We start from the raw sequence: 26,372 nt of genomic DNA on the forward strand, positions 1-26,372 counted from the left end.
TTATGAGTAATTCAATAACTTATCCCGGAAAATTCATCACACTTGAAGGTGGGGATGGCACTGGAAAATCTACGCAAGCGCGATTGCTGAACGAGTATATTCAGGCAAATTTCAACACGAATGTATTGCTTACGCGAGAACCCGGCGGTGCGCCCGGTGCTGATGAAATTCGCGAACTGATCTTGACGGGCGATCCGGATCGCTGGGACGCTGTTGGCGAAACTCTGTTATTTTATGCCTCCCGCCGAAATCATCTGCGCCTCACGGTTTGGCCCGCATTGGAAGTGGGAACATTTGTTATTTCTGACCGATTTGCCGACTCGACAATGGCGTATCAGGGTTACGGAAATCAGTTGGGTGTTGAAAATGTCCAGAAAATTCATGATGTGACGGTCGGTGACTTCGAACCTGATCTGACCCTCATTCTGGATATTGATGTGGCGCGTGGCTTGGCCCGGACCCAGGGCCGGTCCCATAATGAAGATCGGTTTGAAAAAATGGATCTGTCGATGCATGAGCGCATGCGGCAAGGGTTCTTTGATATTGCTGAGAAAAACAAACATCGCTGTGTGATTGTCGATGCAGACCGCCCAATTGATGAAATTCAATCTGATCTACGGGCCATCGTAAAAGAAAGGCTCTTTTCTTGAGCGAAGAGCCAACAGCAGATGCCCTGGAAGGGTTTCCTCATCCACGGGACAGCGGAGCTCTTATCGGGCATCACGCCGCTGAAACTGAATTTCTGGCAAGTTTCAACGGCGGCCGATTTCATCATGCCTGGCTGATTTCTGGAAAAATGGGGATCGGTAAAGCCAGTTTTGCCTACCGGGCAGCGCGTTTCCTTCTGTCGCAGGAAGGATCGGGAAGCGGATTGTTTGGCCCACCAGACAGTCTGGATACGCCAGCGGATCACCCCGCCGTAGCGCTTATGAACGCAGGATCCCATCCCGGATTGGCGGTTCTTAGACGCCAGTATGACCCTAAAGGAAAGAAACATTTCAAAGTTATTCGGATCAATGACGTACGGTCACTGTCCAACTTTTTTGGATTGAAATCCAGCGACGGAGGATGGCGGGTCGTTATTGTTGATACAGTCGACGACATGAATGTCAGTGCGGCCAACGCGTTCTTGAAAATTTTGGAAGAACCCCCTGCACGCACCATTTTCTTCTTGTTATCCCATACCCCGGCAGGATTGCTTCCGACCATTCGGTCCCGGTGCAGAATGCTGCCCCTTAAACCACTGGAAGATCAGGATTTAAAAACGGTTTTAACAAGTTTAAGCCCTGATCTAGCAGATCACGATCTGGATATTTTGGCCGTGCTTGCTGAGGGAAGTCCCGGACAGGCGCTCAGGTTGCAACAGGCGGGCGGTACCCAGGTCTTCTTATCAATGCTTGAATTATTTAACGGATATCCCCATTTCTCGCCGGATAAGCTTCATGGTCTTGCTGATGCCGCTGGTAAAAAAGGCGGCGAGACGCTTTACGATGTGCTCACGACGGTGTTTCCCTGGTGGATCTCCCGACTTGTGAGAGGGATTAGCACCGGATTTGATGGTACGGTATATGTGCAGAATGAAACAGATGTGATGAACAGACTTGCCAGCCATCAATCTGTTGCATTTTGGATAGATATCTGGGAAAAGTCGAACCATCTGATCAATCGGGCGGAAAGCGTCAATCTGGATCGCAAACAAGTGGTTTTGGATTTGTTTTTAAGCACAGCCCGAAAATAAATAATCAAGGATGAATTATGCTTGTTGATAGTCACTGCCATCTCGATTTTGAGCAGTTATCATCACAAATGGATGATGTATTAAGACGCGCCGAATTGGCAAATGTCGGCCATATGCTGACAATTGGCACTAAACTGCGCCAGTTTGATGGGGTCCGCGCTATTGCAGAAGCCCATGACAATATTCATTGTTCCGTCGGGATCCATCCTCATGAAGCGGAAGAAGAGGGGAGTGATATCACTGTTCAAAAGCTGGTGGATCTTGCCAGCCATCCAAAAGTTGTAGCCATCGGTGAAACCGGCCTTGATTACTTTTATGAGCATTCCCCCCGCGACATTCAAAGACAGTCTTTCAGAATTCATATCGAAGCCGCCCGGGAAACCGGCCTGCCGTTAATCGTTCATACGCGAAACGCGGATCAGGACACCATCGATATTCTACATGAAGAATATGCGAAAGGCCCTTTTACGGGCGTTATACATTGCTTTAGCTCTGGCTGGGAAGTTGCTGAAAAATCAATGGAAATTGGGTTTCTTATTTCTATATCTGGAATTGTCACATTTAAAGCCGCTGAGGATTTAAGAGACCATGTTCGGAAAATTCCGCTGGACAAATTGCTGGTCGAAACTGATAGCCCTTATCTTGCGCCCATTCCCAACCGGGGAAAAACAAACGAACCCTCGTTCGTCGCCCATACCGCGGCCAAGGTTGCCGAGTTAAAAGAAGTAAGTCAGACTGAAATCGCGGACATTACTACGCAGAATTTCTTTGCTTTGTTTAATAAAATTCAACGAGAAGATTGATGAAAGTAAGAATTTTAGGATGCGGAACGTCAGGCGGCGTTCCTCGGATAGGGAACGACTGGGGTGCTTGTGATCCGAACGAGCCGAAAAACAGGCGTAGTCGGTGCAGTATTCTGGTGGAGAACGAGGGAACAAAGGTTCTGATTGATACTTCACCGGATATGAGAAATCAGTTACTGGATGCGGATGTGGGTAAACTGGATGGGGTCGTTTGGACCCATGAACATGCGGATCAATGCCACGGCATCGATGAACTGCGTGTCCTGGCCATCCGCAATCGGGAGCGCGTGAAGGTGTGGGGGAACAAGGTTACTCTTGACGTGTTGATGCGCCGTTTTGACTATTGTTTCCAGCAACTGGATGGTAGCCCATATCCCGCAATCCTTGAAGAACATTTCATTGATGGCCCTTTTGATATTGGCAATATCAACTTTATTCCGTTCGATCAGGACCATGGCAGTGTCATCAGCCTTGGATTCCGAATGGGGAATATCGGCTATTCAAACGATCTGGTCAATCTGGATGATAATGGCTTTGATATTCTCAAAGGTGTGGATACCTGGATTGTTGATGCCATGCGCTACACTCCCCATCCCACCCACGTTAATCTGGAAACCGCATTGAAATGGATTGAGCGCCTGAAGCCGCGCCGGGCAATTTTGACAAACATGCATGTTGATCTCGATTATCAGACACTCCTCAAAGAACTCCCGGCAGGGGTTGAGCCTGCCTATGATGGAATGGAGATAATAACTTGACCGACATTGACTTTATAATCCGTCAGGCCACTGAAGAAGACATCCTGCAAATTGTCTATCTTTTGGCGGACGATCAGTTGGGCGCAATTCGGGAACAGGCTGAAAACCCATTGCCAGATTTCTATATGAACGCCTTCTCACAGATGCAGCAGCAAATGGGCAACGAACAGTATGTTGTTGAAAGTAAAGGAAAGATTAAAGGGTGCATGCAACTGACAAAGATTGCCGGTCTTTCCAGAAAAGGAATGAGCCGCCTGCAGATTGAAGCGGTGCGGATTGATAAATCGATCAGATCATCAGGTCTTGGGCGAAAAATGATAGAGTTTGCGATCGAACATGCAAAAACGACAAATTGTGAGCTAGTGCAACTAACAACGGATTTAACCCGTAAGGATGCGCATCGGTTTTATGAAAACCTTGGTTTTGAAGCCTCTCATGTCGGTATGAAGCTGGATCTTTCAAAGAACTGATTTTATTGAGAAAAAGATCTTCGGTGATGGACCAGATCGATCATCGGTTCGTCAGCTCCATTGCCTGGACGAACCTGCACATCACGTGCCGTTAAAGGACGTCCGTCATGGGCAAGCACGCTCACCGGGCCGATCGGCTTTCCATCCTGGCGGTCAACGAGCAGCAAGCGCTCCCCACAAGAGGAGGGCGCATATTTCTCGCCCCAATCCATCAGCGCGATCAAAATTGGATAGATATCCAACCCTTTTTCAGTGAGTTTATATTCCACAGAACGGCCATCTGTTTTGCTTTTCCGTTTTTCAAGAATATCGTTTTCCGTTAGTTTCTTAAGCCGCTGACTTAAAACCGTTGGTGAAATAGACAGTTGCTGCTGAAAGTCTTCGAACCGACGAATTCCCATAAAGGCATTGCGCAGGATCATAAAGGTCCAGTGTTCTCCGATCTGGTCCAGTGTCTGTGCAATACTGCAATTCAGATCTTTAAAATCCTTTTTGCTCAATGAAAATTCCTCCACCCTTTGGCTGAAATACCGGATGATGCATTTATACGGGTGACAAATTTTAATTGCCGCCCCATTATTGCGTTCAATAACTACAATAATAGTAGCTAAATGGAGCTGAAAATGAAAACAAAAATCACAGAATTATTTGGTATCCAACATCCTATTATTCAGGGTGGTATGCACTTTGTCGGTTTTGCGGAAATGGCAGCAGCTGTTTCAAATGCAGGGGGACTTGGCATTATTACAGGGCTGACCCAGAAAACGCCAACTGATCTGGCCAACGAAATCGCCCGCTGCCACGATATGACCGACAAACCGTTTGGCGTAAATCTGACCTTCCTGCCCGGTTTTGCTGCCCCGCCTTATCCTGAATATATTGAAGCAATTGTAAAAGGCGGCGTCAAAATCGTCGAAACGGCGGGCAGAAGCCCTGAAGCCTATATGCCTGCGTTGAAAGAAGCCGGCATCAAGGTTATTCATAAATGCACGTCTGTTCGCCATTCGTTAAAAGCAGAGAAAATTGGCTGTGATGCAGTCAGTGTTGACGGCTTTGAATGTGGCGGCCATCCTGGCGAGGATGACATTCCGAATATGATCCTGCTTCCGCGGGCAGCGGAGGAACTTTCCATCCCTTTCGTTGCCTCTGGCGGTATGGGAAATGGTAAGCAACTGGTTGCGGCCCTGGCTTTGGGCGCGGACGGCATTAATATGGGAACCCGTTTCATTGCAACAAAAGATGCGCCGGTACATCAGAATGTCAAAGACGCATTGGTTCAGGCAACTGAACTGGACACGCGCCTGATCATGCGCCCGCTACGGAACACAGAACGGGTTCTGGCCAACCCAGCCGTCGAGAAAATCGTTGAAATTGAACGAGAAAAAGGCGCAAGCCTTGGTATTGACGATATTAAAGAGCTTGTGGGTGGGGTCTATCCTAAAGTCATGCAAGAAGGGGACATGGATGCCGGTGCCTGGAGTTGTGGCATGGTCGCGGGCCTTATCCATGACATACCAACCTGCCAGGAACTTGTTGATACGATTATGGCGGATGCTGAAGCTATTATCCAACAAAGGCTGAACGGCATACTATCCGCTTGAATCCCATGAATAGAAGCGCGTCTGACACGATATTTGACAGACGCGCTTCGATAAAAAAATATTTAATAACAATGTGTTATTTTTATTGTTGAATAAACTGCTTTATCAGCTCGTGGGCACGGCTGTTATTGACAATATCCAAATGTCCAACCCCTTCAATCAGATGATAGCTGCCCTTATCCGAAACGCTGCTGAGTAAGGGCTGAAAAGCGTCTGCGACAAAGGCTTCGTCTTCTTTTCCGACCAACAATAGGAAGGGGGGAAGTTGCTTTATATCAGCCAGATAGTCATTTCGCGGGGCATAGCTTGCATTCAGGCGATAGGAATACGACGGGGTTGCCGTATGGCCAAGAGGACCGTTCAGAACGCTGTTTGGTATTGCAAACTGAATAACCGTTAAGTCATTGAGCCCTTTAATCCCAACCTGATTGAGCATGCTTAACCCGATTAGTCGCCGGGTCAAGGCAAAGGCCCAGCCACCTGAATTTGGCCGCATCGTCGGGGCGTCATACTTCAAAAAAGGGGCCAGCAAAATGGCTTTATCGATGCGGTCTTTATAGGGCCCGCCAACCATCCTAACGACCAAACCTCCTCCCGAAGAATGCCCGGCAACGACAACCTGCTGATTATCTGATCGCATATGGTCAATCAGATCTGCCATGTCTTCTTCAAATTGCCCGATATGATCAACGTCACCCCGTTTTTCAGGCGCCGCCCCATGGCCACGCAAATCAGGCACAGCAACAACTGCCCGTTTGGATAACTCAGTTGCCAGAGCGTGATATTGAAGCCCATGCCAACCTGATCCATGGATCAGGACAACAAGGGTCCCTTGATTTTCCCGGCCATATACCCGTACTGGCAACGCGTAACCATCCCGCATCGGAAGGATGTCAGGCACGGGCGGGTTTATGGCTGATTTGCTGGTAATTTTAGAAAAGTCTAACCCTTTGCCTCCTGTATTCAGCTCTTTGGGCCACTGTGAAATAATCAGAGCACCAGCGATACTGAAATAAATAACAGGAAAAAGGAGAATAGCGCCTAGAAACCGGCGGATTATTGGAGTTTGTAATAAGTCTAAAACCATCGGGGCCTTCTAGGGAGAGAAAAACAGGGCGTAGATCTAGACCATAATTCCGGTCTGGATGAAAGGAAAACTTCTTATTCAGCATTAATCAAACCGTCTTCTTTTCTGCTGTCCTTCCATTGCAGGTGCTTGACCGATCCTGGTTATCTTCAACCTTCAAGAGCGCTTTTTGCACGCCGGGCAAGTCCACTTTGGTTATCCCTCTTTTTCCTGCTGCGTAATCAAGCCAATTTCCTGCCCATAGGCCAACTCCAGGGAATGCCCGTCAGGGTCACTGATAATGGCCCAATAACCAACTGGCGGGCCCGACCGTGTTGGCCCCATTTTAAGAATTCCTTCGTTTCTGGCCAAGTCGCAGAACGCGTCTACATCCGCCTCGGACGGGCATCCAACCCCTAAATGCGCAATGGGCTTGAGAATGGGATCTGCGGTCTCTTCTTCGATTAAGACAAGAACAAAAGGACGCGTTTTATCAGAAAGCCAGACAACACGCATCCCTGATTCCGGATCGGCTCTTTGGTGCACGGGTTCCATTTGAGCGTATTTTTTGTAAAACCCGATGCTTTTATCCACATTCGTAACCGCAAGGGCAACATGTGTAAAACCAATATCTACGGTCATCTTACTTCCTTTCCGTCAAAAGGGCTCAACAAGGATATAAACGAAACGGTTTGCCCGCAAGACGGATCCTAGCGCCGACCTTCGATATATTCCGCCGTTAATGCCGGATCTTCCATCGGAATAAAGTGACTTAAATGTTGAAGCCAGACATCCCGGCCATTTTCAAAGGCATGTGCCAGCTTTTCATCTGTGGGGGACGCAGAAAAATCGATTTTATGGGGAGCATCTGGACGCCTGCCACGAGCCCGCAAAACCAACACAGGGCATTTCAATTGAGACATCACATTGTGCAGATTGACACTGCAATGGCCCATATAAACAGAGGCCTCGATATCCGGTGCGCAGGCAAGACTGGCCCTTAACGGGTTATCTTTCGCTGGAACAACGCCATGGCGACAGTAATTTTTCAGAATTTCAGGCTGCCAGTCAGAGTAGGGGGCACGGGCCCGAAAAATGTCATACATATCGCGCCAGTCTGAAAAATCGTTTTTGCGGCGGGCAATCGGATTGTCTTTCGGATGTCCTTTCTCAAAGTCGGAAAGCGTGTCATAGCGTTCTAATGGAAAGACAACCGGATCGATCAAGACAAGGCGTTTGAACCGTTGCTGTAGCGCCAGGGCGGCCTGAAGCATTACATGCCCGCCCATGGAGTGTCCCACACCGATAATGTCATTCAGATCCAGTTTTTCAATCAAATTAATGGCATCGTTTCCCATCAGCGACCAATCCAGCAAATATTGGTCCGACTGACTGCGCCCATGCCCGCGCTGGTCAACTGCAATAATATGATAGTCAGATTGAAGCTGTTGAATTACCGCTTCCCAAACCAGCCCATGCATACCGGTTGCGTGTATAAAAAGAAGGGTCTGGTTTTGCGGATCGCCCCATTCATAGTAGGATAGCGAGAAATCCTCTAGGGGAAGAAATTTATTTTTATAAGTCACGTTTTTTCGTTCTTATTATTGATAGGCCAGCCGTAGTTTAGGCACGAAACACCGAAGAAACAATGACTTTAAAAACCGGGAAATACAGTTCAGTTTATCCGACGAATTCGGGAGGGTTTTCAACCAACGCTTTGTCGTTGGTAAAAACCGCATATAAGCCCGGCAATCACAAAAAGAATGCCGCCAAGAAGGTAAAAGGTGATCGCTTCGCTTAACAGCAAATATCCGAAGACCGCGCTGCTAATCGGCCCGAGTGACAGGAAAATTGTCACCCTTGTGGGGGAAAGATATTTCAGCGCCCATAACCAAAGAAAATAACCCGCAGCACTGCTAAAGCCAATAAACAGGATAACCCACCAACCCATTGTATTTATGCCCGTAATTGAGGGCAGTCCGTCCACTATAACAGCATATCCGCCTAGCACCAGTACCGATGCAAACATTGCGAGAACACTTACATTTTGGGCCGGGTATTTCCGCAGAAAAGGGGCATAAAGAACACTGCAGAGAGCGCCGGAGAATGCTGCAAAAAAGGCCGCAAGTATCGCGAAATACTCCGTTTCCTGCGGAATATTTAATGTCAGTTTATCAATGACGGAAATCCCGACACCGAGAATTGTCAGGAGTACGCCCATCGCTTTTAATAGCGTGAGTGTCTCACGTCCCCACAGCACAGAGAGGATCAATGTCTGTAAGGGAAAGGTTGAAAATATCAGTGCAACCTGCGCGGCGGGAAGAAATTGAACGGCGTAATTCAGGAGGGCAACCAGAAAACCAAACTGCACGACACCCAATGCCGATATCGGGACGATATCAATTACGTCGAATGCCCGCCGGGAAAAGAGCAACATAACAGGAAACAAAAATAGAAATGCTACGAAATAGCGAAGGGCAGCCAGTGTTGCCGGCGTGGTTTGGTCAATCACATAGCTGGATGCAACCAATGCTGCGCCCACCTGAAGGCCCGTCAAAATGGCCGCAACAATCGGCAAGCCCTTCATAACGGCCGGCTCCAGTTCTGACCAATCAGATCTTTACCGAAGCTATGATGCGGCTCTTCTTTTACTAATGTAAATCCAAGTTTTTTATAAATGTTAATCGCGGCAAGCAGGTTCGCATTTGTCCAAAGCGACATATGCCGATACCCGTATTTTTTCGCTGAATTCATACATTCTTCGACCAGTCTTTCTCCAATACCATGACCTCTAGCTTCCGGGTCAACTATCACCAGACGGAGTTTGGCGGTATCCGCATTTTCTTCAACAATCAGGGCCGAACCAACAGCCTTTCCGTCAAGTTCAGCAATCCAACAGACCTCTCGATCCGGTTTAAAATGCGTTAGAAAATCGGACGCGATTTGGGCGACCAAAGCTTCAAAACTGTTATCCCACCCGTATTCTTCTGCATATAAACGCCCATGAGCGTTGATGATCCAGCCCATATCCCCCGGTTGATGGTTTCGCAAGACGAGGGGAGGCGCAGGCAAATCCGACTTTTCAAGAAGAGATTGAATGGACCCCATGGCCCGCAAAAGCGTATTTTGTTGATCCTCATTCAGATTGTTGATCATTACACTGAACAAGGCGCTTGATTGTTGGTCCAGTTGTTCTGCCTCACGGTCGCCTTTTTCAGTAAGAACAACAATTTGCCGCCTTCTATCCGCAAGGTCTGTTTTTCGCGCAATAATGCCTTGTTTTCCGAATTTTGTCAGTAATCTACTGACATACGCCGGATCCAGATCCAGTTCATGGGCCAACTCTTTTGCAGTTGTTTGCCGTCGCTCATGAATTTCGTACAGAACACGGGCTTCTGTTAACCCGAAATTGCTGTCCAGTAGCATTTCATTCAGAATACCGGCTTTACGCGTATAAAAGCGGGAGAATGAGCGAACAGCCGCGACTTTTTCAAGAAAGGATTGGTTTTGCATTTGCTTATTGTCACTGGATTTGTCAATTAGATGATACTAGTCATATAATAGTTTGTCCAAATAGTGAACCCGCTTTCTTGAACATCCTGCTCAAAATCGATTTTTCGAATTATGTGACCGTCTTCACTGGATCAATAAACAACGTTGCGAAATAGAAGGGCGCTCCTTAAGTTGAGAAAAGCGCAAAGACAATATTCAAAGATTAAAGGTTCGAAAATGAACAAAGACCTATTCACATCGCTTAACTTCAATCATGGCAGCCATATCGAAAACAGACTGGCAATGGCCCCAATCACGAATATGCAAAGTCATGATGATGGGCGGCTTTCCGATGAAGAATATAAATGGCTGACCATGCGGGCAAACGCTGGTTTTGGATTGACCATGACCTGCGGGGCCTTTACTGAAATGTCGGGAAAAGGCTTTCCCGGACAGCTTGGTATCCATAATGACGACATGCTTCCTGGGTTAACCAAGTTCGCTAAGGGCCTGAAAGAAAATGGGTCTCTTGCGATTGTACAGCTTATTCATGGTGGTATGCGGGCCGCAGAAGAGCATACCGGCACTCAGCCTGTATCCGCGAGTGACCAAGCCAAGTTTAATGCGCGTGGTTTATCCACGGATGAAGTGAAATCAGTCATAGAAAATTACATTCAGGCGGCTCTTCGTGCTGAAAAAGCGGGCTTTGACGGTGTTGAAGTCCATGGGGCTCATGGATACTTATTGTGCCAGTTTTTAAGTGCCACTCTTAATCAACGAACAGATGAATATGGCGGTTCACCTGAAAACCGTGCTCGGATCATATTTGAAATTGTCGATGGTATCCGTGAAAAATGTCGGCCTGATTTTAACGTTAGCGTCCGTTTGTCGCCTGAACGGTTCGGAATGCGACTGGAAGACGCACTTTACACGGCTAAACGTCTTTTCGACGAAGAAAAGATCGATTTTCTGGATGTCTCATTGTGGGATTTCAAAAAAGAACCAGAAGAAGAGGCTTTCAAGGGCAAAAAACTCATGTCGTATTTTGCTGAGCTGGACCGCAAGTCAGTAAAATTGACGGTTGCTGGTAAAATCATGTCTGCTGCCGATGTTGATCTGGCCTATAAGATGGGGGCAGATTTTGTGATGGCAGGCCGGGCAGGTATCTTACATCACGATTTCGTTGCGCAAATCCAGAACAACGCTGATTTTGAAAGTGCCAAGCTACCAGTGAGCGAAGCATATCTTGCAGAACAGGGTCTGAGCGAAACGTTCGTAAAATATATGGCCACATGGGATGGGTTCGTCAGCAAATAACCATCGACCAATCGATCCGTATATATCAGCGAAAACCATTCGATGAAGGATTACCGTGATCTTCATCCGGTATCTTAAATACAGTCCGTCAAGTATTTGTCTTATTTGAAATTACCACTTTTCGGGCTGCCTATCTTTTACTGCTATGTATAAAGAGTTGGCCTTTGGCTCGGCGGCCTTTCAGCGCAAGTCACCTGCGCTAATAATTGCGATCTGTTAAGAAGATCAATCGCTTTGATGAACCCTTTCCATGGGATTACGGTCAAGTCTGAGCGTAATCCCATGGTGTGGTTTATTCAGGTCATCGAGAGGGGGTCTAACGGTCGGTCATGATAAAGTACAAGATCACTTATATCAGCCAGTGCCAGTCCCGGTAAAAACAGAAAGGCAAATTCCATAGTCCTTGGTTTTCCACTTTTTTAAAGAAAGTTGAAGGTTAAAGATTCAGGAATCTTTCTTTAAAAATTCAGAAACGAGCTGTGCTATTACCTGAGGAGCATCCTCCGGGCTGTAATGCCCGACACCAGGTAAACGCTCTACGCGCCCGTCCGGGAAAACTTGATCAAACAGCGGCAGTAAATGCTTAGCATGCAGGGTCCGGTCAGCCTCACCCCAGATCGCTAATGCCGGTTTCTTTGCTAATGTTTTTTTGGTGGCCAGATCGGGTTCTTCAAAAACATGGGCTCCCGTTGCAAACCCCTTTGCCCAGCCAATAGCGCCTAAAGCCTCTTCAGGCGTTGAAAAGGGTGCACGATAAGCCTGTAACCAGCTATCGGTGATGATGTCATTTTGTTCAAAGCCATTGAGCTTGAGCGTTGAGAGAATATTATAATCAAGCTGTCCGAGCACCTGTTCAAGCGTGCCGTCTTCATTGGCTTTAATTATCCATTGGAACCACGGCGATTCAGCAACATTGGCACCAATCCTTGTCAAAAAATCCGGCTGACCGGCAGGCGTTGGCCCATTCACCGACACAATATTTTTAATTTTTTCTGGATGACGAATGGCTAACCCCATACCTACAGGGCCGCCAAAGTCATGCATTACAAGTGTGATATTCTGCAAATCCTGCGCAAGGACAAAACGCTCCAGATTATCAATATGATCCTGAAGCCAATAGGTTCGGTCTTTAGGCGTACCACTCTTGCCAAATCCCATGTGATCAACGGCAATAACGCGATTATTTTGCGCCCATATCGGAATTTGATGGCGGAAAAGATAGCTCCATGTGGGCTCTCCATGCAGTAAAAGCAAGGTTTCAGAACCTTCGCCTTCATCAATATAATGCATTCGAAAACCGGGAGTGTCCGTGTACCGAGCGTGAAACGGCCAAGTATTGTCAAACGTCTCGTTCGGTTCAATAGTTGGGGAAGAATTACCCATCATTTTGTTCCTTTTCAGAACCTCTTATATCTATCTCAGACCAATGATTGGCCGAGACATTACAGAGGAAAATTATGCAGCCCGACGCAGCACATATGCGGTGACGGTAGGGAAATCAAACTCAATCTCGAACGTTTTGTTAAAATGGATGTAAAGGTGTCCATGGTCACATTCATTAAACCCAACGACTGTCAGAGCAGGCTGCTCTGTGATCTGTCGTGATAGGACGCCGTAGTTTGCACTATTGAAATTTAGATAGGTCTCAATTGATACTGGTCAATCAGTAAAAGTCTGAAAGGCAAACAGTGCTTAAGCCAATTTTTTATTGAAGAAAATCAATGCACAGTATTTTTCTCATTTCTTCATGTTGAGAATAAGAGGGTTTCCATCCGCCGTATCAGAAACAGGTAAATCATGATAAGGGAAACTAAAAGTAGAGCTGTGACGATTGATCCTGATGGAATAGTGTTTGATATGCATACTGCCCATAAAGTCCCGGAAATAACTTCAATATTTTCCATAATATAAATTATACGCAAAAATGATTACCAACGATCTGAGTAGTTTATTTATATTCGAACGCCGCTCTCCTCCTGGTTTTTCGTTCTGGCCAAACCCTCGTCCAATTTAGCGGACCCATCATATTGTTCGGTGGATATTCTCATTCGGTGTCCAGCACTGCGAATACTCAGGTGACAATTTCCCTAACTAAAACGTCAAGTAGCTGAAAACGCCCTTTCAGGAAATTTATCGCGACGATCTGTCATATCCGAACCTCAAACTATTAAGAATAACGTGAGATACATGCCCCCTTTTCTCAATTTTTACAGCCTACCATTACCGTCGACATTCTAACCGGCAATAAAACAAAGCGCCTTGAGTTTGTCATTATGGACCGACCCTCTGGGTAACCGTATGGCTAAACAGCTGTATTAATTGAAACCTTGCTGACGTTGTTTACCTTGTTCATTCAGAGGCGAAGATAATTTCTTCAATCTCTTCGCAACGCTCCATGGTCAGTAATGATTTGGACAAACTGTAGTCAAAACCATTCCGCACCAGCGTCTGCAGTTCCTTTTGCAATCGTTCCTTAGATTCACCGTCGGGTTTATAAGGCCCAAAGCGGCGTTTTTTTATATATTTTGCTGCCGCTTTACGTTCTGTATAGCCTTCTTCCTCCCTCAACTGGTCCAATGCGCGATCCGCTTCATTGTCTTTAAATCCCAGACTTTGTAATTTTACACTGATCTGTAATGAGGATTTACCCTGCCGTCCCATGGACCGCGCCTTACTTGCCGCATATTCCGTGTCATTTAAAATCCCAGCGTCGACAAGTTTGGAAATTTCAGCATCAATTATCTCCAGAACCGCCTCTGGCTCCGTTTGATGAAATTCAATTGCTTTGCTTGATTTGTTCATTAAATGGCGCCGCAATTTCATGGTTGTTGCGGCAAAACGATCCAGATAACGCAGGGCTTGTTGCCGAATGAGCGCAGGTGAAATTTCCTTAGGCGGTTTTTCCTTTTTAACCTTCTTCTTATTATGTTGAAAATCGTCATCCAGCTCATCAGTCATAGTGTAAGATTATGTATAAAAACAATAATTTCCAGCCAAAAATTAACGAAGTAGCTTATTCCTGGAATTTCGTCGAAACTGCTTCCAGGCCGCAGCCATCTTTGGACTGAGAATGTCCATGGCTTGACATATAAGGAAAGCCGAAGGCCTGTAATCCAAGTTTTAAATCTGCCTTACCAGTACGGATTACGGCAGCAGGATACTCCGACGCCTGAAAATTCGGGATTGGATTGAGGCACACATGCCAGAATAATTTGACCTGTTTTTTATAACTCTACCCATCTCGCCGTGTGAATAGTGATTTATACTGTCCGCAGTCTTTATTCTGCTTTAGTAAAAAGACAAACATCCGCACTATTTTTGCATTTCACGCTGATAGTACATGTCTGGTCCTTTACGAAGACACGGATAGGCGATTACACTGCACCACAACATCATTGACCAATTTTGATCCGAAAGCATATGTCTGTGTCTAAAGAAAAAACATCCCCAATCGAGCAGCTTCTGGAAATTATGGAAAAACTCCGGGATCCGAAAACCGGTTGCCCCTGGGACATTGAACAATCTTTCAAGACAATTGCCCCCTACACCATCGAAGAAGCTTATGAAGTTGCTGAAGCAATTGCCGATGGCGACATGGATGAGTTGAAATCGGAGCTGGGCGATTTAATGTTTCAGGTGGTGTTCTATACTCAAATGGCAAAAGAAGAGGGGCATTTTGATTTTAACGACGTTGTCCAGGCCATTGCCGATAAAATGATTGCCCGGCACCCTCATGTATTCGGGGTAAAATCCATCGCAGATGCAGAGGCACAAACCATCGCGTGGGAAGAAATGAAAGCGGAAGAAAGGCAACGTGCCGCTGAGAAAAAAGGGCGACCCCTTTCTGTATTAGATAATGTCGCACATACCCTTCCTGCCCTCACCCGTGCGATCAAACTACAAAACAGAGCAGCCCGGGTTGGGTTCGACTGGCCCGATACAGCACCGGTTTTCGATAAAATCAAAGAAGAACTTGAAGAATTGAGGGCAGAAATCGCCGCGAATAACGATCCGGACCGTATTGCCGAAGAATATGGAGACTTCCTGTTCGTCGTCGCCAATCTGGGACGCCATATTGGCGTTGAACCCGAAACTATTCTTGCGCAGACTAATAGAAAATTTACCAGACGCTTTCATTATATTGAGCAAAGGTTGCACGAGAACAATAAATCGCCTGAAACCAGTAGCCTCGAAGAAATGGACTATTATTGGAATGAAGCAAAAAAAACAGAGAAAGAAACATTGTAACAGTCTATTAGCGCTGTCTGTAGTTCCTCTTTTTGTTGCTTGAAAGGCAATATTTTGGCCGATCACGCCCCGCTACCTCATTTCAAGTCTCATCAGGAATTGTCGTCTTATAACCTTCTTTCCACGCTAGTCTGGGTTTATAAAATTGACGAAAATGCCTTTTGGTGGGCGAACAATGCCGCTTTGGAATTTTGGGAAACCGATGGCGTTGATGCTTTTGTCAGTATCGATCTGACAGAAGATACACCCGTTGTAAAAGACCGCCTGAATGATGTCTTCGAAAGATGCGCCAAAGGCGAAACCGTTGAAGAAAACTGGACGTTATACCCAAAAGATATTCCAAAAATGGTGATTGTTAATTTTCGTGCCATTTTGGTGGATGAAAACAAACGCGCAGTCCTGATTGAAGCAACCCCGTTTTTGAAAGATGAACTGGACCCGCGCGCGAAACGAATATTGGAGGCCGCCAGAAACACCCCTCTTCTCGTTAGCACCTATAGTCTTGACGGACATCTACTGGTTCAAAATCCTGCGGCTGTAAAGGCTTATGGCTTTTCAACAGACGAAATGGTCGCTTTTTCGGATCGATATCCTGATATAGATTTATTCAATGACCTGAATGAAAGCCTGAAGCAACACTCAGTATTTGTTAAAGAAGTTGAAGTGCTGACCCAAGAAGCCCCCAGATGGCACCGTATAACCGTTGAAAACGGACGGGATCCGGTTTCTGGTGAACAGGTTTATGTCGTCGCCGAAGAAGATGTAACAAAACGGGTTCAGGCTGAACAGGATCTGAAAAATTTGAATATGACCCTCGAACAGCGGGTTGCCGAACGCACTGAGAAATTATCCATTGCTCAAGCAGAAGCCGAGGCCGCAAATCAGGCAAAAACAGACTTCCTCGCTACGATGAGCCACGAATTACGAACCCCTTTGAACGCAATCATTGGTTTTTCAGAAATGTTGTCAGCCCGAGTTTATGGCAGCATCAATGAACGGCAGGCTTCCGCTCTTTCTGATATAAATGACAGCGGCCGGCGGCTATTGAACCAGATTAATGAATTACTGGATGCCTCTACCATCGATAGTGGAAACCTCAACCTTTTTGAAACGACCTTTCCCGTATCAAAAATTACAGATTATTGCGAACGGGTTTTCTCACTGGAAGCTTCCAAAAAAGGCCAGCGACTGGTCATCGAATGCCGAAATGCCGATACGGTCATTTGCGCAGATGAACACCGTCTTACGCAAGTCATCATCAACTTAATGACCAATGCGACGAAATATACCCCTAAAGGCGGGCAGATTTCCCTTATTATTCACAAGAAAGAAAATGGAGATGTGGTTTTTGAAATTCACGATAATGGCATTGGGATTGAAGAAAGCGAATTGAAGCGGGTTTTCGATGCCTTTATGCAAACGGAACAGGCATCCACGCTGGCATCGGGAAAAGGTGTTGGCCTGGGGCTGTATATCTCATCCCAGCTGATGAAGCTGCATAACGGATCAATTCACATGAGTAGTCAGGTTGGAAAAGGGACAGTCGCAACCGCAACGTTACCTGCCTCACGCGTCATTGCCTAAAAGCAGCGATCAGCACTAAAGGATTTCCACATTCATTTTTTCCAGTCTTCCCAGATTTTCTGGTGAAAACTTTACATTTAATACGGTTGCTTCTTCCTCTTCCATCCGTTCAACCACTGTTCCGTGTCGATAGATCCAGGAAAGCGAGGCGCCATCGTCACTTGGAACCCGTACACTCAACAATTTTTGATTATGCGTGAGCTTTCGTTCAATGGCCGCATTAAAGACGTCAACCCCCATACCAGACACAGCCGACATCAGTATTTTATCGTCCTTGCGGTCAACTTCATTTTGAAGAAGGGTCATCGCGTCTTCGTCCAGAAGATCCACTTTATTCAGGACTTCCAGATAATGCTTCTTGTCGTCTGTATTAACGCCCAACCGTTTCAGGACGTCGAAAACGTCTTTTTTCTGGGCTTCTGTATCCGGATGCGTGATATCGCGGACATGAACCACCAGATCGGCTTCCAAAACCTCTTCCAAAGTCGCGCGAAATGCCGCTACGAGCTCAGTGGGCAAGTCAGAAATAAACCCGACCGTATCAGACAGAATAACGGTTTGTCCGCCCGGTAGATCAATTTTGCGTAATGTCGGATCCAATGTCGCGAACAACAGATCTTTGGCAAAAACATCAGATTGCGTCAATCTGTTAAACAAAGTCGACTTACCCGCATTTGTATATCCCACAAGGGCGACAATCGGATAAGGTACCTTTTTCCGTTTTGAACGGTGTAGTTCGCGGGTTCTGACAACCGTTTCCAGTTGTTTTTTGATTTTTACGATCCGCTCGTCAATCAGGCGTCTGTCAATTTCCAACTGGGACTCGCCCGGCCCGCCAAGAAAACCAGCACCACCGCGCTGTCTCTCCAAATGGGTCCACGACCGCACCAAACGCGTACGCTGATACGATAGATGCGCAAGTTCAACCTGCAAGACACCTTCTTTGGTCTGCGCGCGATCGCCAAAAATTTCCAGAATAAGGCCGGTGCGGTCGATCACTTTTGCATGTAACCGACGTTCCAGATTTCTTTGCTGAACTGGGGAAACAGACCGATCTATGATAACAACATCGATGTCGTTATGCTTTACAAAATCGGCATATTCTTCAAGCTTGCCTTCACCGAAAAGAGTTCCCGGTTTAGGAGCCGCCAACGAAACGACTTCTGAATGGATTACGTCCAGATTGATGGCGGCTGTCAGTGAAACTGCTTCAGCCAAGCATCCTTCAGGGTCCCTGATTTGATTCTTTTCCCCTTTTCGCAAAAAGGGATGCAGAACCAGCGACCGATCTCCTGAGCGCGGCGAAGTGCGCTCTGTTTCGTAATCCATATTTTCCTGTTCTAACTCTCTACCTGTCCTGATAAGACCAGTGCTTATTGAGCAGATGGATCATATAACTGCACCGGTGATGCAGGCATGACAGTAGAAATTGCATGTTTGTAAACAAGCTGTTCGTGCTTGTCACGGCGCAACGTTACACAAAAATTGTCAAACGCACTAATGGTACCTTGCAGCTTTACACCGTTGACTAAGAAAATGGTGACAGCAACGTTATTTTTGCGACACAAATTAAGGAACACGTCCTGTACGTTTAGCGATTTTTCAGAGGCCATTTTGCAGTCTCTTTCCTGATTATTCTAAAATTCTTTTTTTACACTTTAAGCTGACTATCAACTTTTTAAATTAGCCCTTTTATTGAAGGGCAAAAAAGATCCCCTCAGATAAGGACTAAAACTGGAAAACACAAGTCTTTTAACCCCAAAAGAATAATAAAGTATTTTTAGCGACATAATAACAATTTATATCGTAACTCTATAAAAGACTAATTTTCCATATATTCTTTAAAAACTGTGCGTAGATTTGTAGCGATACTCCCTGGATTCCCATTGCCGATCACCACATCATCCACTTTTATAACAGGCTGAACATACGACGAACTGCTGGTAAGAAAGACCTCCCGTGCGTTCAGTAATTCTTCTTTGGAGAATGACCGCAGCTCAAACTTGATTTTGTTCTTCTCAAGAAGATCCAACAAAGCCGCCCGCGTAATGCCGGCCAATATCGAATTGTTGGTCGGCCGCGTGATCAAGGTACCATCCTGATCAACAATCCAGGCATTGGTTGAGCTGCCTTCTGTCACCATACCGTCCTCGTCAACCTGAAATGCTTCATACGCCCCCTTCTCGACCGCTTCCTGCTTGGCCAGAATATTGGGCAGCAGTGACACCGACTTAATATCACAACGTTGCCAACGAATATCCGGGACCGTAACAACGGCCACGCCTTCTTCCGCCTTGCGCGCCGATTTTTCCAACGATGTTTTCTTTGCGGTCATAACCAGCGATGGGAAGGCATCTGCCGGGAACGGATGATCCCGCGGCGCGACACCCCGCGTAACCTGCATATAAATCAACCCGGTTTCGACACCGTTTTTGCGCAAAACTTCCCGCATAACAAGTTCCATCGGCCGGCGTTTCATCGGCTCTTCGATCCGAAGTTCATTCATGCTCCGCCATAAACGGTCCAAATGACCGTCGGCATCAATCATTTTACCAGCAATAATCGGAATCACTTCATAAACACCATCGGCAAATTGATACCCTCTGTCCTCAATATGAACGGAAGCATCTTTGTGAGGAACATATTGACCATTTACATAAGCAATTCGTGACATAACGACACCTTAATTAACGCCGCCACAGTGACGGACTAAAAAGAGCAAGGATAGTGAAAAATTCCAGTCTACCGACCAGCATAGCGATGCATAATAGGACCTTAGAGGCCGAGGGCAAGTCACTGTAGGACGTAAACTCGACGCCGGTTCCATCAGCACCTGCAACAAGCGGCGTGATTGCAGCGCCGGCATTCGCCAAATTTCCAACGGCGAGCGCAGAAGCTGCCTGAAAATCAAGGCCTGTTAAAGCAAGAGCCAAAGAAATAAAGGCGATTGAAAAGCAATATAGTGTAAAAAAGCCCCAGGCCGACAAAACATTTTCCTGAGTGATTTTGTTTTTCCCGTATTGCAACGTAATCACTGCCGTGGGATAGCTCAGACGTTTGACTTCGGCCACCCCCTGCTTAAACAGCATAATGGCCCGCATCAGCTTTATACCGCCAGTGGTCGACCCAGTTGATCCCCCGATGCTCATCAGGAAAAACATCAGGAAAACAACACCAACAGGCCAGAAAAATTCACCAGATTCAGAGATCGGCGCTAATGTATAGCCAGTCGTCGTAAGGGCAGAAACCGTATTGAATACGGCATAGCGAACAGTCAAAAGCATCGGCATATCTGTCTCAAATGACAGTAAGATGCCCATCCCGGCGGTACTGACCAACAATAAATAGATCAGATATCGATATTCAGGATTTTGAAAATATATGCGCCGCTCGCCGTTGAAAAATGCCCAATGCAAACTGAAACTAATGGCCCCGATAATCATGAAAACAATCAGCGTAAGTTCAGTAAAGCGATTACCAAACAGCTCCAACCCATGATCCGTGACCGTAAAGCCACCTGTCGACAAGGTTCCAAATCCGTAACATAGGGCGTAGAACGGGTCCATCCCTGACAGCCACAGAAAAACAATACAGATTGCGGTCAATAACGCATAAATCTGCAAAATGGAAAGCACACCAAACCGTATTCGCCTTGAGAGACGCCGGCGGGTACTTCTGGCAATGGCCCGGTTGAGCGGTGTATTCCCCGGCATGTTAAAGGCAGATGACAATGTTGAGACAAGAATAATCAAGGCAAATCCCCCGACCCATTGTATCAACGAACGCCATAGTAAAATTCCGCGCGGCTGATCATCCAGATTATCAACTACCGAAGCGCCATTGGTTGTAAATCCGGAAAGTGCTTCAAAATATGCATCCAACGGATTGGCAACCGCTTCGCCGAGATATAAGGGGATCGCGGCAAAGGCGGGCACAACGGTCCAGATCAAAAACGCCGTGAGATATGTTTCCCGGCTGTTCAGTCTGGGCGTTTCCATCCGATTGGCCAAAATCAGGCCGCCCCCCAAAAAACAGGTTCCAATCGCCGTGACAAAAAAAGCGGCCGCGACAGTCATATCCTGATCCGATGCCGCGTAGACACTGGGAACCAGCATCAACACTGCTAGCATTGACAGGAACCAACCCAAAATTGTCAAGACGGGAGCAAGTAACATGGATCAGAAGAATTCCAGGCTGACAGAGAACATTTCTTCTACTTTGCGAACGGCATTGCTCAATGCGAAGATCACCACACGGTCATTTGGTTTGATAACGGTCTTCCCGCGGGGAATAATGACCGAATTCTCCCTCATAATGGCCCCGATAATGGTTCCTTTTGGCAATTTTATATTTCGAAGTTCCTTACCAACAAGCTTCGAGGTTTCAAGAGCCTCCCCTTCCACCACTTCCGCAGCGCCATCCTGAAATGAATGCAGGCCCCGAATACGGCCCCGGCGAACATGGCGCAGTATTTCAGAAACAGTAGTAGCTCGCGGATCAACAACAACATCCACGCCCAGCGACGTCATCAAACGGGTAAAAACAGGATTATTGATCAAAGTGATAGAAGTTTCACTGCCCTGCCCTTTGGCCAGCAGAGACGACAGAATATTTACTTCATCATCATTGGTCAGCGCGACAATCGTTTCGGCTTTACGTACATTTGCTTCTGTCAGAATATCCGGGTCCAACGCGTCGCCGTTCAAAACAATTGTATTTTCCAACTGATCCTGAATAAATTCGGCCCGCTTTTTATTGGACTCGATCAGTTTAAGAGACACATTTTTCATATCCCGCTGGATGGATTGCGCGAGATGCAACCCGATATTACCACCCCCGACAATAACAACATTCCGCGCTTCCTGTTCTTCGTGTCCGAACAGCGGCATAGCACGCGCAACATGTGTCACATCGGCCGCGAAATACACTTCGTCACCCGGGAACATCTGATCATCAGAGGTCGGTACTGTCATCCGGCCTTCTCGATAAATACCGACAACGACGATATTCAGATCCGGAAACAGTTCGGTCAATTGCCGCAGCGGCGTATTAACGATCGGACAACTTTCGTCCAGGCGAACGCCAATAACCTGTACCAAACCATCGGCAAAGGAAACCGTATCGAATGCGCCGGGGACTTTCAGGCGGCGGGCAATTGCCTCAGCCACTTCAACTTCAGGAGAGATGATAACATCGATCGGTAAGTGGTCCCGACTGTATAAATCAGACCAAATAGGAGCCAGATATTGTTGCGCACGAATACGCGCCACTTTTTTTGGAACATCGAAAAGAGAATGCGCGACCTGACAGGCGACCATATTGACCTCGTCACTATGGGTCACCGCGATCAGCATATCCGCGTCCCGCGCCCCTGCATTTTCCAAAATATCTGGGTGAGAGGCATGTCCAACCATGGCCCTTACATCCAATTCATCCCCAATTTTACGGACCAATTCAACATTTTGATCAACAAGGGTAACATCGTTCCCTTCACGCGCGAGCTGACGGGCGATATTTGAACCCACCTGCCCGGCACCGCATACAATAACCTGCATACTGGTCTGGCCTCCGCCTTGTATGAACCTACTCTGGTTCTTTTACCCGTTCACTGTTGTGAATGCCAAGGGATTTAAGTTTTCGGTGCAATGCAGAGCGTTCCATTCCAACAAAGGAGGCCGTTCTGGAAATATTTCCACCAAACCGATTGACCTGTGCTTCCAGATACTCTTTTTCAAATCTCTCGCGTGCATCCCTAAGCGGGAGTGTCATGATTTCAGTACTGTCTTTTTGCCCGCTCATCACCGATTGAGCCGCACCGGCATCCGCCGGGATCATATCCGCGGTGATCGGCGCGTTTTTCTCACCCGTCGCCAAAATCATGATCTGTTCAATCACGTTTTTAAGCTGGCGAACGTTGCCCGGCCAATTTGAGGCCTGAAGGGTAGCGATGGCATCTTCACCGATCTTACGGACAGGGAGCCCTGCACTTTTGGCAAATCGTTCAATAAAATACCGTGCCAGCGGCGCAATATCCTCCAAACGTTCCCTCAATGGCGGGATGGCTAACGGTACCACGCTCAAACGATGGAAAAGATCTTCTCGCAATCGGCCATTTTCCATGGCTTCCTTCAAGTCCTGGCTCGAGGATGAGATCACTCTTACATCTACTTTGACTTTCTCGCTTCCCCCGACCCGCTGGAAGGATTGCTCGACAAGGACACGCAGGATCTTACCCTGCGTTTCGAGTGGCATATCTGCAATTTCATCCAGGAAAATAGTGCCGCCATGGGCCTGTTCCAGCAATCCGCGACGCGCGCCTTTCGCTGAATTCATACGACCTTCCTCGACACCAAACAATTGAATTTCAAGAAGCTCCGGGGCCATGGTGGCCGCATTCATCGCGACGAAAGGCCTGTCGCTGCGCAGCGAATTCGTATGGATCATGCGCGCGACAACTTCTTTACCCGATCCGGACGGCCCGGTAATCATCACCCGACTATTGGTCGGCGCAACACGTTGAATGGATTGCTCTAATTGTACCATCACGTTAGATCGGCAGATCAATTCGTCTACAAATTCGCCCGCTTTCTGTCTTAATTCCTGTACTTCCCGTCGAAGGCGCGAGGCTTCCAGAGCCCGCTCTACGACTTGCATCAGACGTTCTGCTTTAAACGGCTTTTCAATGAAATCATACGCACCCATTTTAATGGTGTTAACGGCTGTTTCAATATTGCCATGTCCCGAAATCATGATCACCGGCAACTCGACTGCGACTTTCTTTATTTCCTGAAGGATCTCAATGCCGTCCAGCTTGCTTCCGCGCAACCAAATGTCAAGAATAACCAGACTGGGGCGCCTGTTCGCAATTTCTGCCATACATTCGTCACTGTTGGCCGCTTCCCGCGTTTCAAACCCCTCATCCTCAAGAACCCCGGCAATAAGGTCTCGAATATCAGCTTCATCATCGATAATTAGGATATCAGCAGACATGACTAGCTATTCCCTGTTTTAAGCATTTTTGTTTCTTCGATTTCTATTTTAAAAAACATGATCTGAACTTTCGCGCCGGGACCGTCATCGGCATCCATTAAAGCAAGAGATCCGCCATGTTCTTCCATTATTTTATTGACAATTGCCAAGCCCAGACCCGTTCCCTTTTCCCGATGAGTGACATATGGCTCTGTCAGCCTAGCCCTGTTTTCATTGGGTAATCCGCGGCCGTTGTCTGTGATTTCCACCACAAGCTGAGTATCATTTTCAATCATGCTGATCCCGATATGCCCGCGTTCCAAAGTAGCAGGATCACCGTCGCGCCCTTCGATACTATCGGCCGCATTCTGAAGGATATTGGTAAACACCCGTGTAATTTGCGGCGTATCCAGCTGACATAGAGATTCAGATAATTCTCCGTTGATCACATAATCGATCTCGGGATGCGCGACCTTCTGAAGGAAAACCGCTTCTTCCAGAATAATATTCAATTTTTCCGGCCTGAAACTGGGCGCTGGCATACGTGCAAAAGAGGAAAACTCATCGACCATTTGTCCGATGTCACCAACCTGCCGGATAATTGTGTCCGTGCACTTATGGAAAGTTTCAATGTCCGTTTCGATCTGCTTGCCATACTTCCTTTTTATCCGTTCCGCAGATAATTGGATCGGGGTCAGCGGATTTTTAATTTCATGGGCAATTCGGCGGGCAATATCACCCCAAGCCGCCATTCGTTGGGCCGACACAAGCTCTGTAATCTCGTCCATCGTGACAACAAAACCCTGAACCCCCATTTCCGAAATTTCCGCGGCAATCCGCACCAGCAGATGCCGGTGAACAGACGTGGTTTGAAGATTGATTTGCGCTTGGGCAATCCGAAATGGTTTTTCCCGGACTTCATCCAGAAGATCCGCAAACTGAGGCACGACATCTTTTAGTGGACGGCCAATCATGTCACTGGTCTCGATCTCGATCAGCTTACCCGCGGTCCGATTGGGAAGCGTAATATTACCACTCACATCCAGTCCGATCACACCCGCGGAGACGCCAGACAGAACAGTTTCAGTAAAACGTCGGCGTTCATCAAGCTGTGTATTTGTTTTTTCAAGTTCCAGATGCTGGCTCGAAAGCTCGCGCGTCATGTTGTTAAACGATTTTGCTAGAATGGCCATTTCATCATAAGCGGCATTCTCGTCAACTTTTGTATCCAGATCTCCGGTACTGACCCGCTCTGCTGCGTTGACCAATCCTTCGATGGGCCCCACCAGGCGGGATGCAATCGCCAAACCGAACCAAACTGCAGCCAGCACCACCATCATCGAGATAATGATAAAAATTGCTGCGAATTGGAGCTGAATACCGAATCCTTCGTCCTGAAGCCGTTTATAGTCTTTGGAGGCCTCTCTGGTGCGTTCCATATGCTCCAGCACGCGGGGCTCAATATAACGCGCGACATACAGATACCCATCGAAAAGCCGGTCCAGCCTAACAAGCGCCCGAACCCGGTCATCCGTATCACTGGTTGAAATGACAACATCATTAACCGCAGCCTCTTCCAACATTTCAGCAGGAATTTGCTCAAAGTCGGCAACAAAACTTAAATCCGATTGGGCAATCACCCGCTTTGTCCCATCAAACACAACAGCTTCACTCAAATTACGGGCGAAAACCTGATCGGTCAGGAAAACATTAAAGCGTTCGCGGTCATTCAATGCCGCGATAGGAACCCTGTTAATACTGGCCGCCATACTTAATACGTCAGCGCGAATTGTCTGGATATGTTCCTTGATATAGGCTTCAGCGACGGCTAAAGATTCAGAAACGGCGATATTGACCGGTTCAGAAAAGTGTTTTTGAAAATAAATATTGAAAAACAGGGCCGAAAACATCGCAACCATGATGGCGGGGGCAACAGCAATCAACGCAAACAGCTTCACCACCCTGCGATGCATGTTGCTGCCAGCCTTGCCAATGCGGTTTTTTCGCCACATTCGAATAATTCGGTGACTGACGATCGCGGTCAGCAACATCAGGATCACCAGATCGACCAGCACCAGAACGCGGGTGATGTAAACATCGTCACCGGCGAGTGACCCATAGGTCGCAATCCCACTCGCAATGGCAAGTAATGCCACAACAAAAGACGTTTTTGGACCAAGTCCAATCTTCCGTGACCACCGCGTAAAAGAAAAGCGTGGTTTGGATGCAACTTGCTGTGTCTGTGTCACTTGTTCCCCCCGAAACAGTGATCTGACACGTTTGCAGATCGTTTAATAATCAGTCCCCACCGAATAGTTCAGGCGAA

The 26,372-nt window shown here is 47.1% G+C and carries 24 protein-coding genes; 9 read left to right on the plus strand and 15 right to left on the minus strand.

The window, feature by feature from the left end:
• The first annotated feature begins 2 nt into the window (after nucleotides 1-2).
• Genes tmk through OIR97_RS10210 form a run of 5 tightly spaced genes read left to right on the plus strand, consistent with a single transcriptional unit; the run spans nucleotide 3 to nucleotide 3,769 of the window.
• Nucleotides 3-650, plus strand: coding sequence for a dTMP kinase (tmk, locus tag OIR97_RS10190; RefSeq protein ID WP_169545526.1), 648 nt, complete (start codon nucleotides 3-5; stop codon nucleotides 648-650).
• On the plus strand, nucleotides 647-1,738 hold the full coding sequence (locus OIR97_RS10195) for a DNA polymerase III subunit delta' (RefSeq protein WP_169545527.1): 1,092 nt from the start codon (nucleotides 647-649) through the stop codon (nucleotides 1,736-1,738). The genes tmk and OIR97_RS10195 overlap by 4 nt, the downstream gene beginning before the upstream one ends.
• 17 nt (nucleotides 1,739-1,755) lie before the next feature.
• Entirely contained in the window at nucleotides 1,756-2,541 is a 786-nt protein-coding gene (locus tag OIR97_RS10200) for a TatD family hydrolase (protein WP_169545528.1), read from the plus strand.
• Nucleotides 2,541-3,299 carry an MBL fold metallo-hydrolase gene (locus tag OIR97_RS10205; protein ID WP_181017917.1) on the plus strand — a complete coding sequence of 253 codons (759 nt, stop codon included), beginning with the start codon at nucleotides 2,541-2,543 and terminating at the stop codon, nucleotides 3,297-3,299. The genes OIR97_RS10200 and OIR97_RS10205 overlap by 1 nt, the downstream gene beginning before the upstream one ends.
• Nucleotides 3,296-3,769 (plus strand): GNAT family N-acetyltransferase, encoded by a 474-nt coding sequence (locus tag OIR97_RS10210; protein ID WP_169545530.1) that lies wholly within the window; start codon nucleotides 3,296-3,298, stop codon nucleotides 3,767-3,769. The genes OIR97_RS10205 and OIR97_RS10210 overlap by 4 nt, the downstream gene beginning before the upstream one ends.
• 2 nt (nucleotides 3,770-3,771) lie before the next feature.
• Here the strand turns inward: OIR97_RS10210 and OIR97_RS10215 are convergent, their stop codons facing one another.
• Nucleotides 3,772-4,269 carry a winged helix-turn-helix transcriptional regulator gene (locus tag OIR97_RS10215; RefSeq protein WP_169545531.1) on the minus strand — a complete coding sequence of 166 codons (498 nt, stop codon included), beginning with the start codon at nucleotides 4,267-4,269 and terminating at the stop codon, nucleotides 3,772-3,774.
• A 123-nt stretch (nucleotides 4,270-4,392) separates the two neighbouring features.
• Here OIR97_RS10215 and OIR97_RS10220 point away from each other — a divergent pair, with 123 nt between their 5' ends.
• The gene (locus OIR97_RS10220; protein ID WP_169545532.1) at nucleotides 4,393-5,370 is read left to right on the plus strand and encodes an NAD(P)H-dependent flavin oxidoreductase; all 978 of its coding nucleotides are present in this window, start codon (nucleotides 4,393-4,395) and stop codon (nucleotides 5,368-5,370) included.
• 82 nt (nucleotides 5,371-5,452) lie between these two features.
• Here the strand turns inward: OIR97_RS10220 and OIR97_RS10225 are convergent, their stop codons facing one another.
• The 5 genes from OIR97_RS10225 to OIR97_RS10245 form a co-directional block, all read right to left on the minus strand.
• Nucleotides 5,453-6,457, minus strand: a complete 1,005-nt coding sequence (locus OIR97_RS10225; protein WP_219821721.1) for an alpha/beta hydrolase — start codon at nucleotides 6,455-6,457, stop codon at nucleotides 5,453-5,455.
• A gap of 195 nt (nucleotides 6,458-6,652) precedes the next feature.
• The gene (locus OIR97_RS10230) at nucleotides 6,653-7,078 is read right to left on the minus strand and encodes a VOC family protein (protein ID WP_169545533.1); all 426 of its coding nucleotides are present in this window, start codon (nucleotides 7,076-7,078) and stop codon (nucleotides 6,653-6,655) included.
• A gap of 68 nt (nucleotides 7,079-7,146) precedes the next feature.
• Nucleotides 7,147-8,022 carry an alpha/beta fold hydrolase gene (locus tag OIR97_RS10235; RefSeq protein ID WP_169545534.1) on the minus strand — a complete coding sequence of 292 codons (876 nt, stop codon included), beginning with the start codon at nucleotides 8,020-8,022 and terminating at the stop codon, nucleotides 7,147-7,149.
• A 119-nt stretch (nucleotides 8,023-8,141) separates the two neighbouring features.
• Nucleotides 8,142-9,023: a DMT family transporter gene (locus OIR97_RS10240; protein ID WP_169545535.1), complete on the minus strand. Its 882-nt coding sequence runs from the start codon at nucleotides 9,021-9,023 to the stop codon at nucleotides 8,142-8,144.
• Nucleotides 9,020-9,949, minus strand: coding sequence for a bifunctional helix-turn-helix transcriptional regulator/GNAT family N-acetyltransferase (locus OIR97_RS10245; protein ID WP_169545536.1), 930 nt, complete (start codon nucleotides 9,947-9,949; stop codon nucleotides 9,020-9,022). The genes OIR97_RS10240 and OIR97_RS10245 overlap by 4 nt, the downstream gene beginning before the upstream one ends.
• A gap of 216 nt (nucleotides 9,950-10,165) precedes the next feature.
• On the opposite strand from OIR97_RS10245, the gene OIR97_RS10250 reads away from it, so the two are divergent.
• Nucleotides 10,166-11,245, plus strand: coding sequence for an NADH:flavin oxidoreductase (locus OIR97_RS10250; RefSeq protein ID WP_169545537.1), 1,080 nt, complete (start codon nucleotides 10,166-10,168; stop codon nucleotides 11,243-11,245).
• A gap of 444 nt (nucleotides 11,246-11,689) precedes the next feature.
• On the opposite strand, the gene OIR97_RS10255 is transcribed toward OIR97_RS10250, so the two are convergent.
• Both OIR97_RS10255 and OIR97_RS10260 read right to left on the minus strand, forming a co-directional pair.
• The gene (locus tag OIR97_RS10255; protein ID WP_169545876.1) at nucleotides 11,690-12,628 is read right to left on the minus strand and encodes an alpha/beta fold hydrolase; all 939 of its coding nucleotides are present in this window, start codon (nucleotides 12,626-12,628) and stop codon (nucleotides 11,690-11,692) included.
• Nucleotides 12,629-13,594: 966 nt separating this feature from the next.
• Nucleotides 13,595-14,203, minus strand: a complete 609-nt coding sequence (locus tag OIR97_RS10260; RefSeq protein WP_169545538.1) for a regulatory protein RecX — start codon at nucleotides 14,201-14,203, stop codon at nucleotides 13,595-13,597.
• 462 nt (nucleotides 14,204-14,665) lie between these two features.
• On the opposite strand from OIR97_RS10260, the gene mazG reads away from it, so the two are divergent.
• Both mazG and OIR97_RS10270 read left to right on the plus strand, forming a co-directional pair.
• Nucleotides 14,666-15,493 carry a nucleoside triphosphate pyrophosphohydrolase gene (mazG, locus tag OIR97_RS10265; RefSeq protein ID WP_169545539.1) on the plus strand — a complete coding sequence of 276 codons (828 nt, stop codon included), beginning with the start codon at nucleotides 14,666-14,668 and terminating at the stop codon, nucleotides 15,491-15,493.
• A 54-nt stretch (nucleotides 15,494-15,547) separates the two neighbouring features.
• Nucleotides 15,548-17,077 carry a sensor histidine kinase gene (locus OIR97_RS10270; RefSeq protein WP_169545540.1) on the plus strand — a complete coding sequence of 510 codons (1,530 nt, stop codon included), beginning with the start codon at nucleotides 15,548-15,550 and terminating at the stop codon, nucleotides 17,075-17,077.
• A 15-nt stretch (nucleotides 17,078-17,092) separates the two neighbouring features.
• Here the strand turns inward: OIR97_RS10270 and hflX are convergent, their stop codons facing one another.
• The 7 genes from hflX to OIR97_RS10305 form a co-directional block, all read right to left on the minus strand.
• Nucleotides 17,093-18,406 carry a GTPase HflX gene (hflX, locus tag OIR97_RS10275; RefSeq protein WP_169545541.1) on the minus strand — a complete coding sequence of 438 codons (1,314 nt, stop codon included), beginning with the start codon at nucleotides 18,404-18,406 and terminating at the stop codon, nucleotides 17,093-17,095.
• Between the two features lie 44 nt (nucleotides 18,407-18,450).
• Nucleotides 18,451-18,690: an RNA chaperone Hfq gene (hfq, locus tag OIR97_RS10280; RefSeq protein ID WP_169545542.1), complete on the minus strand. Its 240-nt coding sequence runs from the start codon at nucleotides 18,688-18,690 to the stop codon at nucleotides 18,451-18,453.
• A gap of 209 nt (nucleotides 18,691-18,899) precedes the next feature.
• Nucleotides 18,900-19,751, minus strand: coding sequence for a D-amino-acid transaminase (dat, locus tag OIR97_RS10285; protein WP_169545543.1), 852 nt, complete (start codon nucleotides 19,749-19,751; stop codon nucleotides 18,900-18,902).
• Between the two features lie 13 nt (nucleotides 19,752-19,764).
• Nucleotides 19,765-21,252 carry a TrkH family potassium uptake protein gene (locus OIR97_RS10290; RefSeq protein WP_169545544.1) on the minus strand — a complete coding sequence of 496 codons (1,488 nt, stop codon included), beginning with the start codon at nucleotides 21,250-21,252 and terminating at the stop codon, nucleotides 19,765-19,767.
• Between the two features lie 3 nt (nucleotides 21,253-21,255).
• Nucleotides 21,256-22,632, minus strand: a complete 1,377-nt coding sequence (gene trkA, locus OIR97_RS10295) for a Trk system potassium transporter TrkA (RefSeq protein ID WP_169545545.1) — start codon at nucleotides 22,630-22,632, stop codon at nucleotides 21,256-21,258.
• A gap of 28 nt (nucleotides 22,633-22,660) precedes the next feature.
• Complete coding sequence (ntrX, locus tag OIR97_RS10300; protein ID WP_169545546.1) at nucleotides 22,661-24,067, minus strand: nitrogen assimilation response regulator NtrX; 1,407 nt, start codon at nucleotides 24,065-24,067, stop codon at nucleotides 22,661-22,663.
• A gap of 2 nt (nucleotides 24,068-24,069) precedes the next feature.
• The gene (locus OIR97_RS10305; RefSeq protein WP_169545547.1) at nucleotides 24,070-26,295 is read right to left on the minus strand and encodes a sensor histidine kinase NtrY-like; all 2,226 of its coding nucleotides are present in this window, start codon (nucleotides 26,293-26,295) and stop codon (nucleotides 24,070-24,072) included.
• Nucleotides 26,296-26,372: the final 77 nt, after the last annotated feature.

The organism is Sneathiella aquimaris, assembly GCF_026409565.1.
Classification (GTDB): Bacteria; Pseudomonadota; Alphaproteobacteria; order Sneathiellales; family Sneathiellaceae; genus Sneathiella; species Sneathiella aquimaris.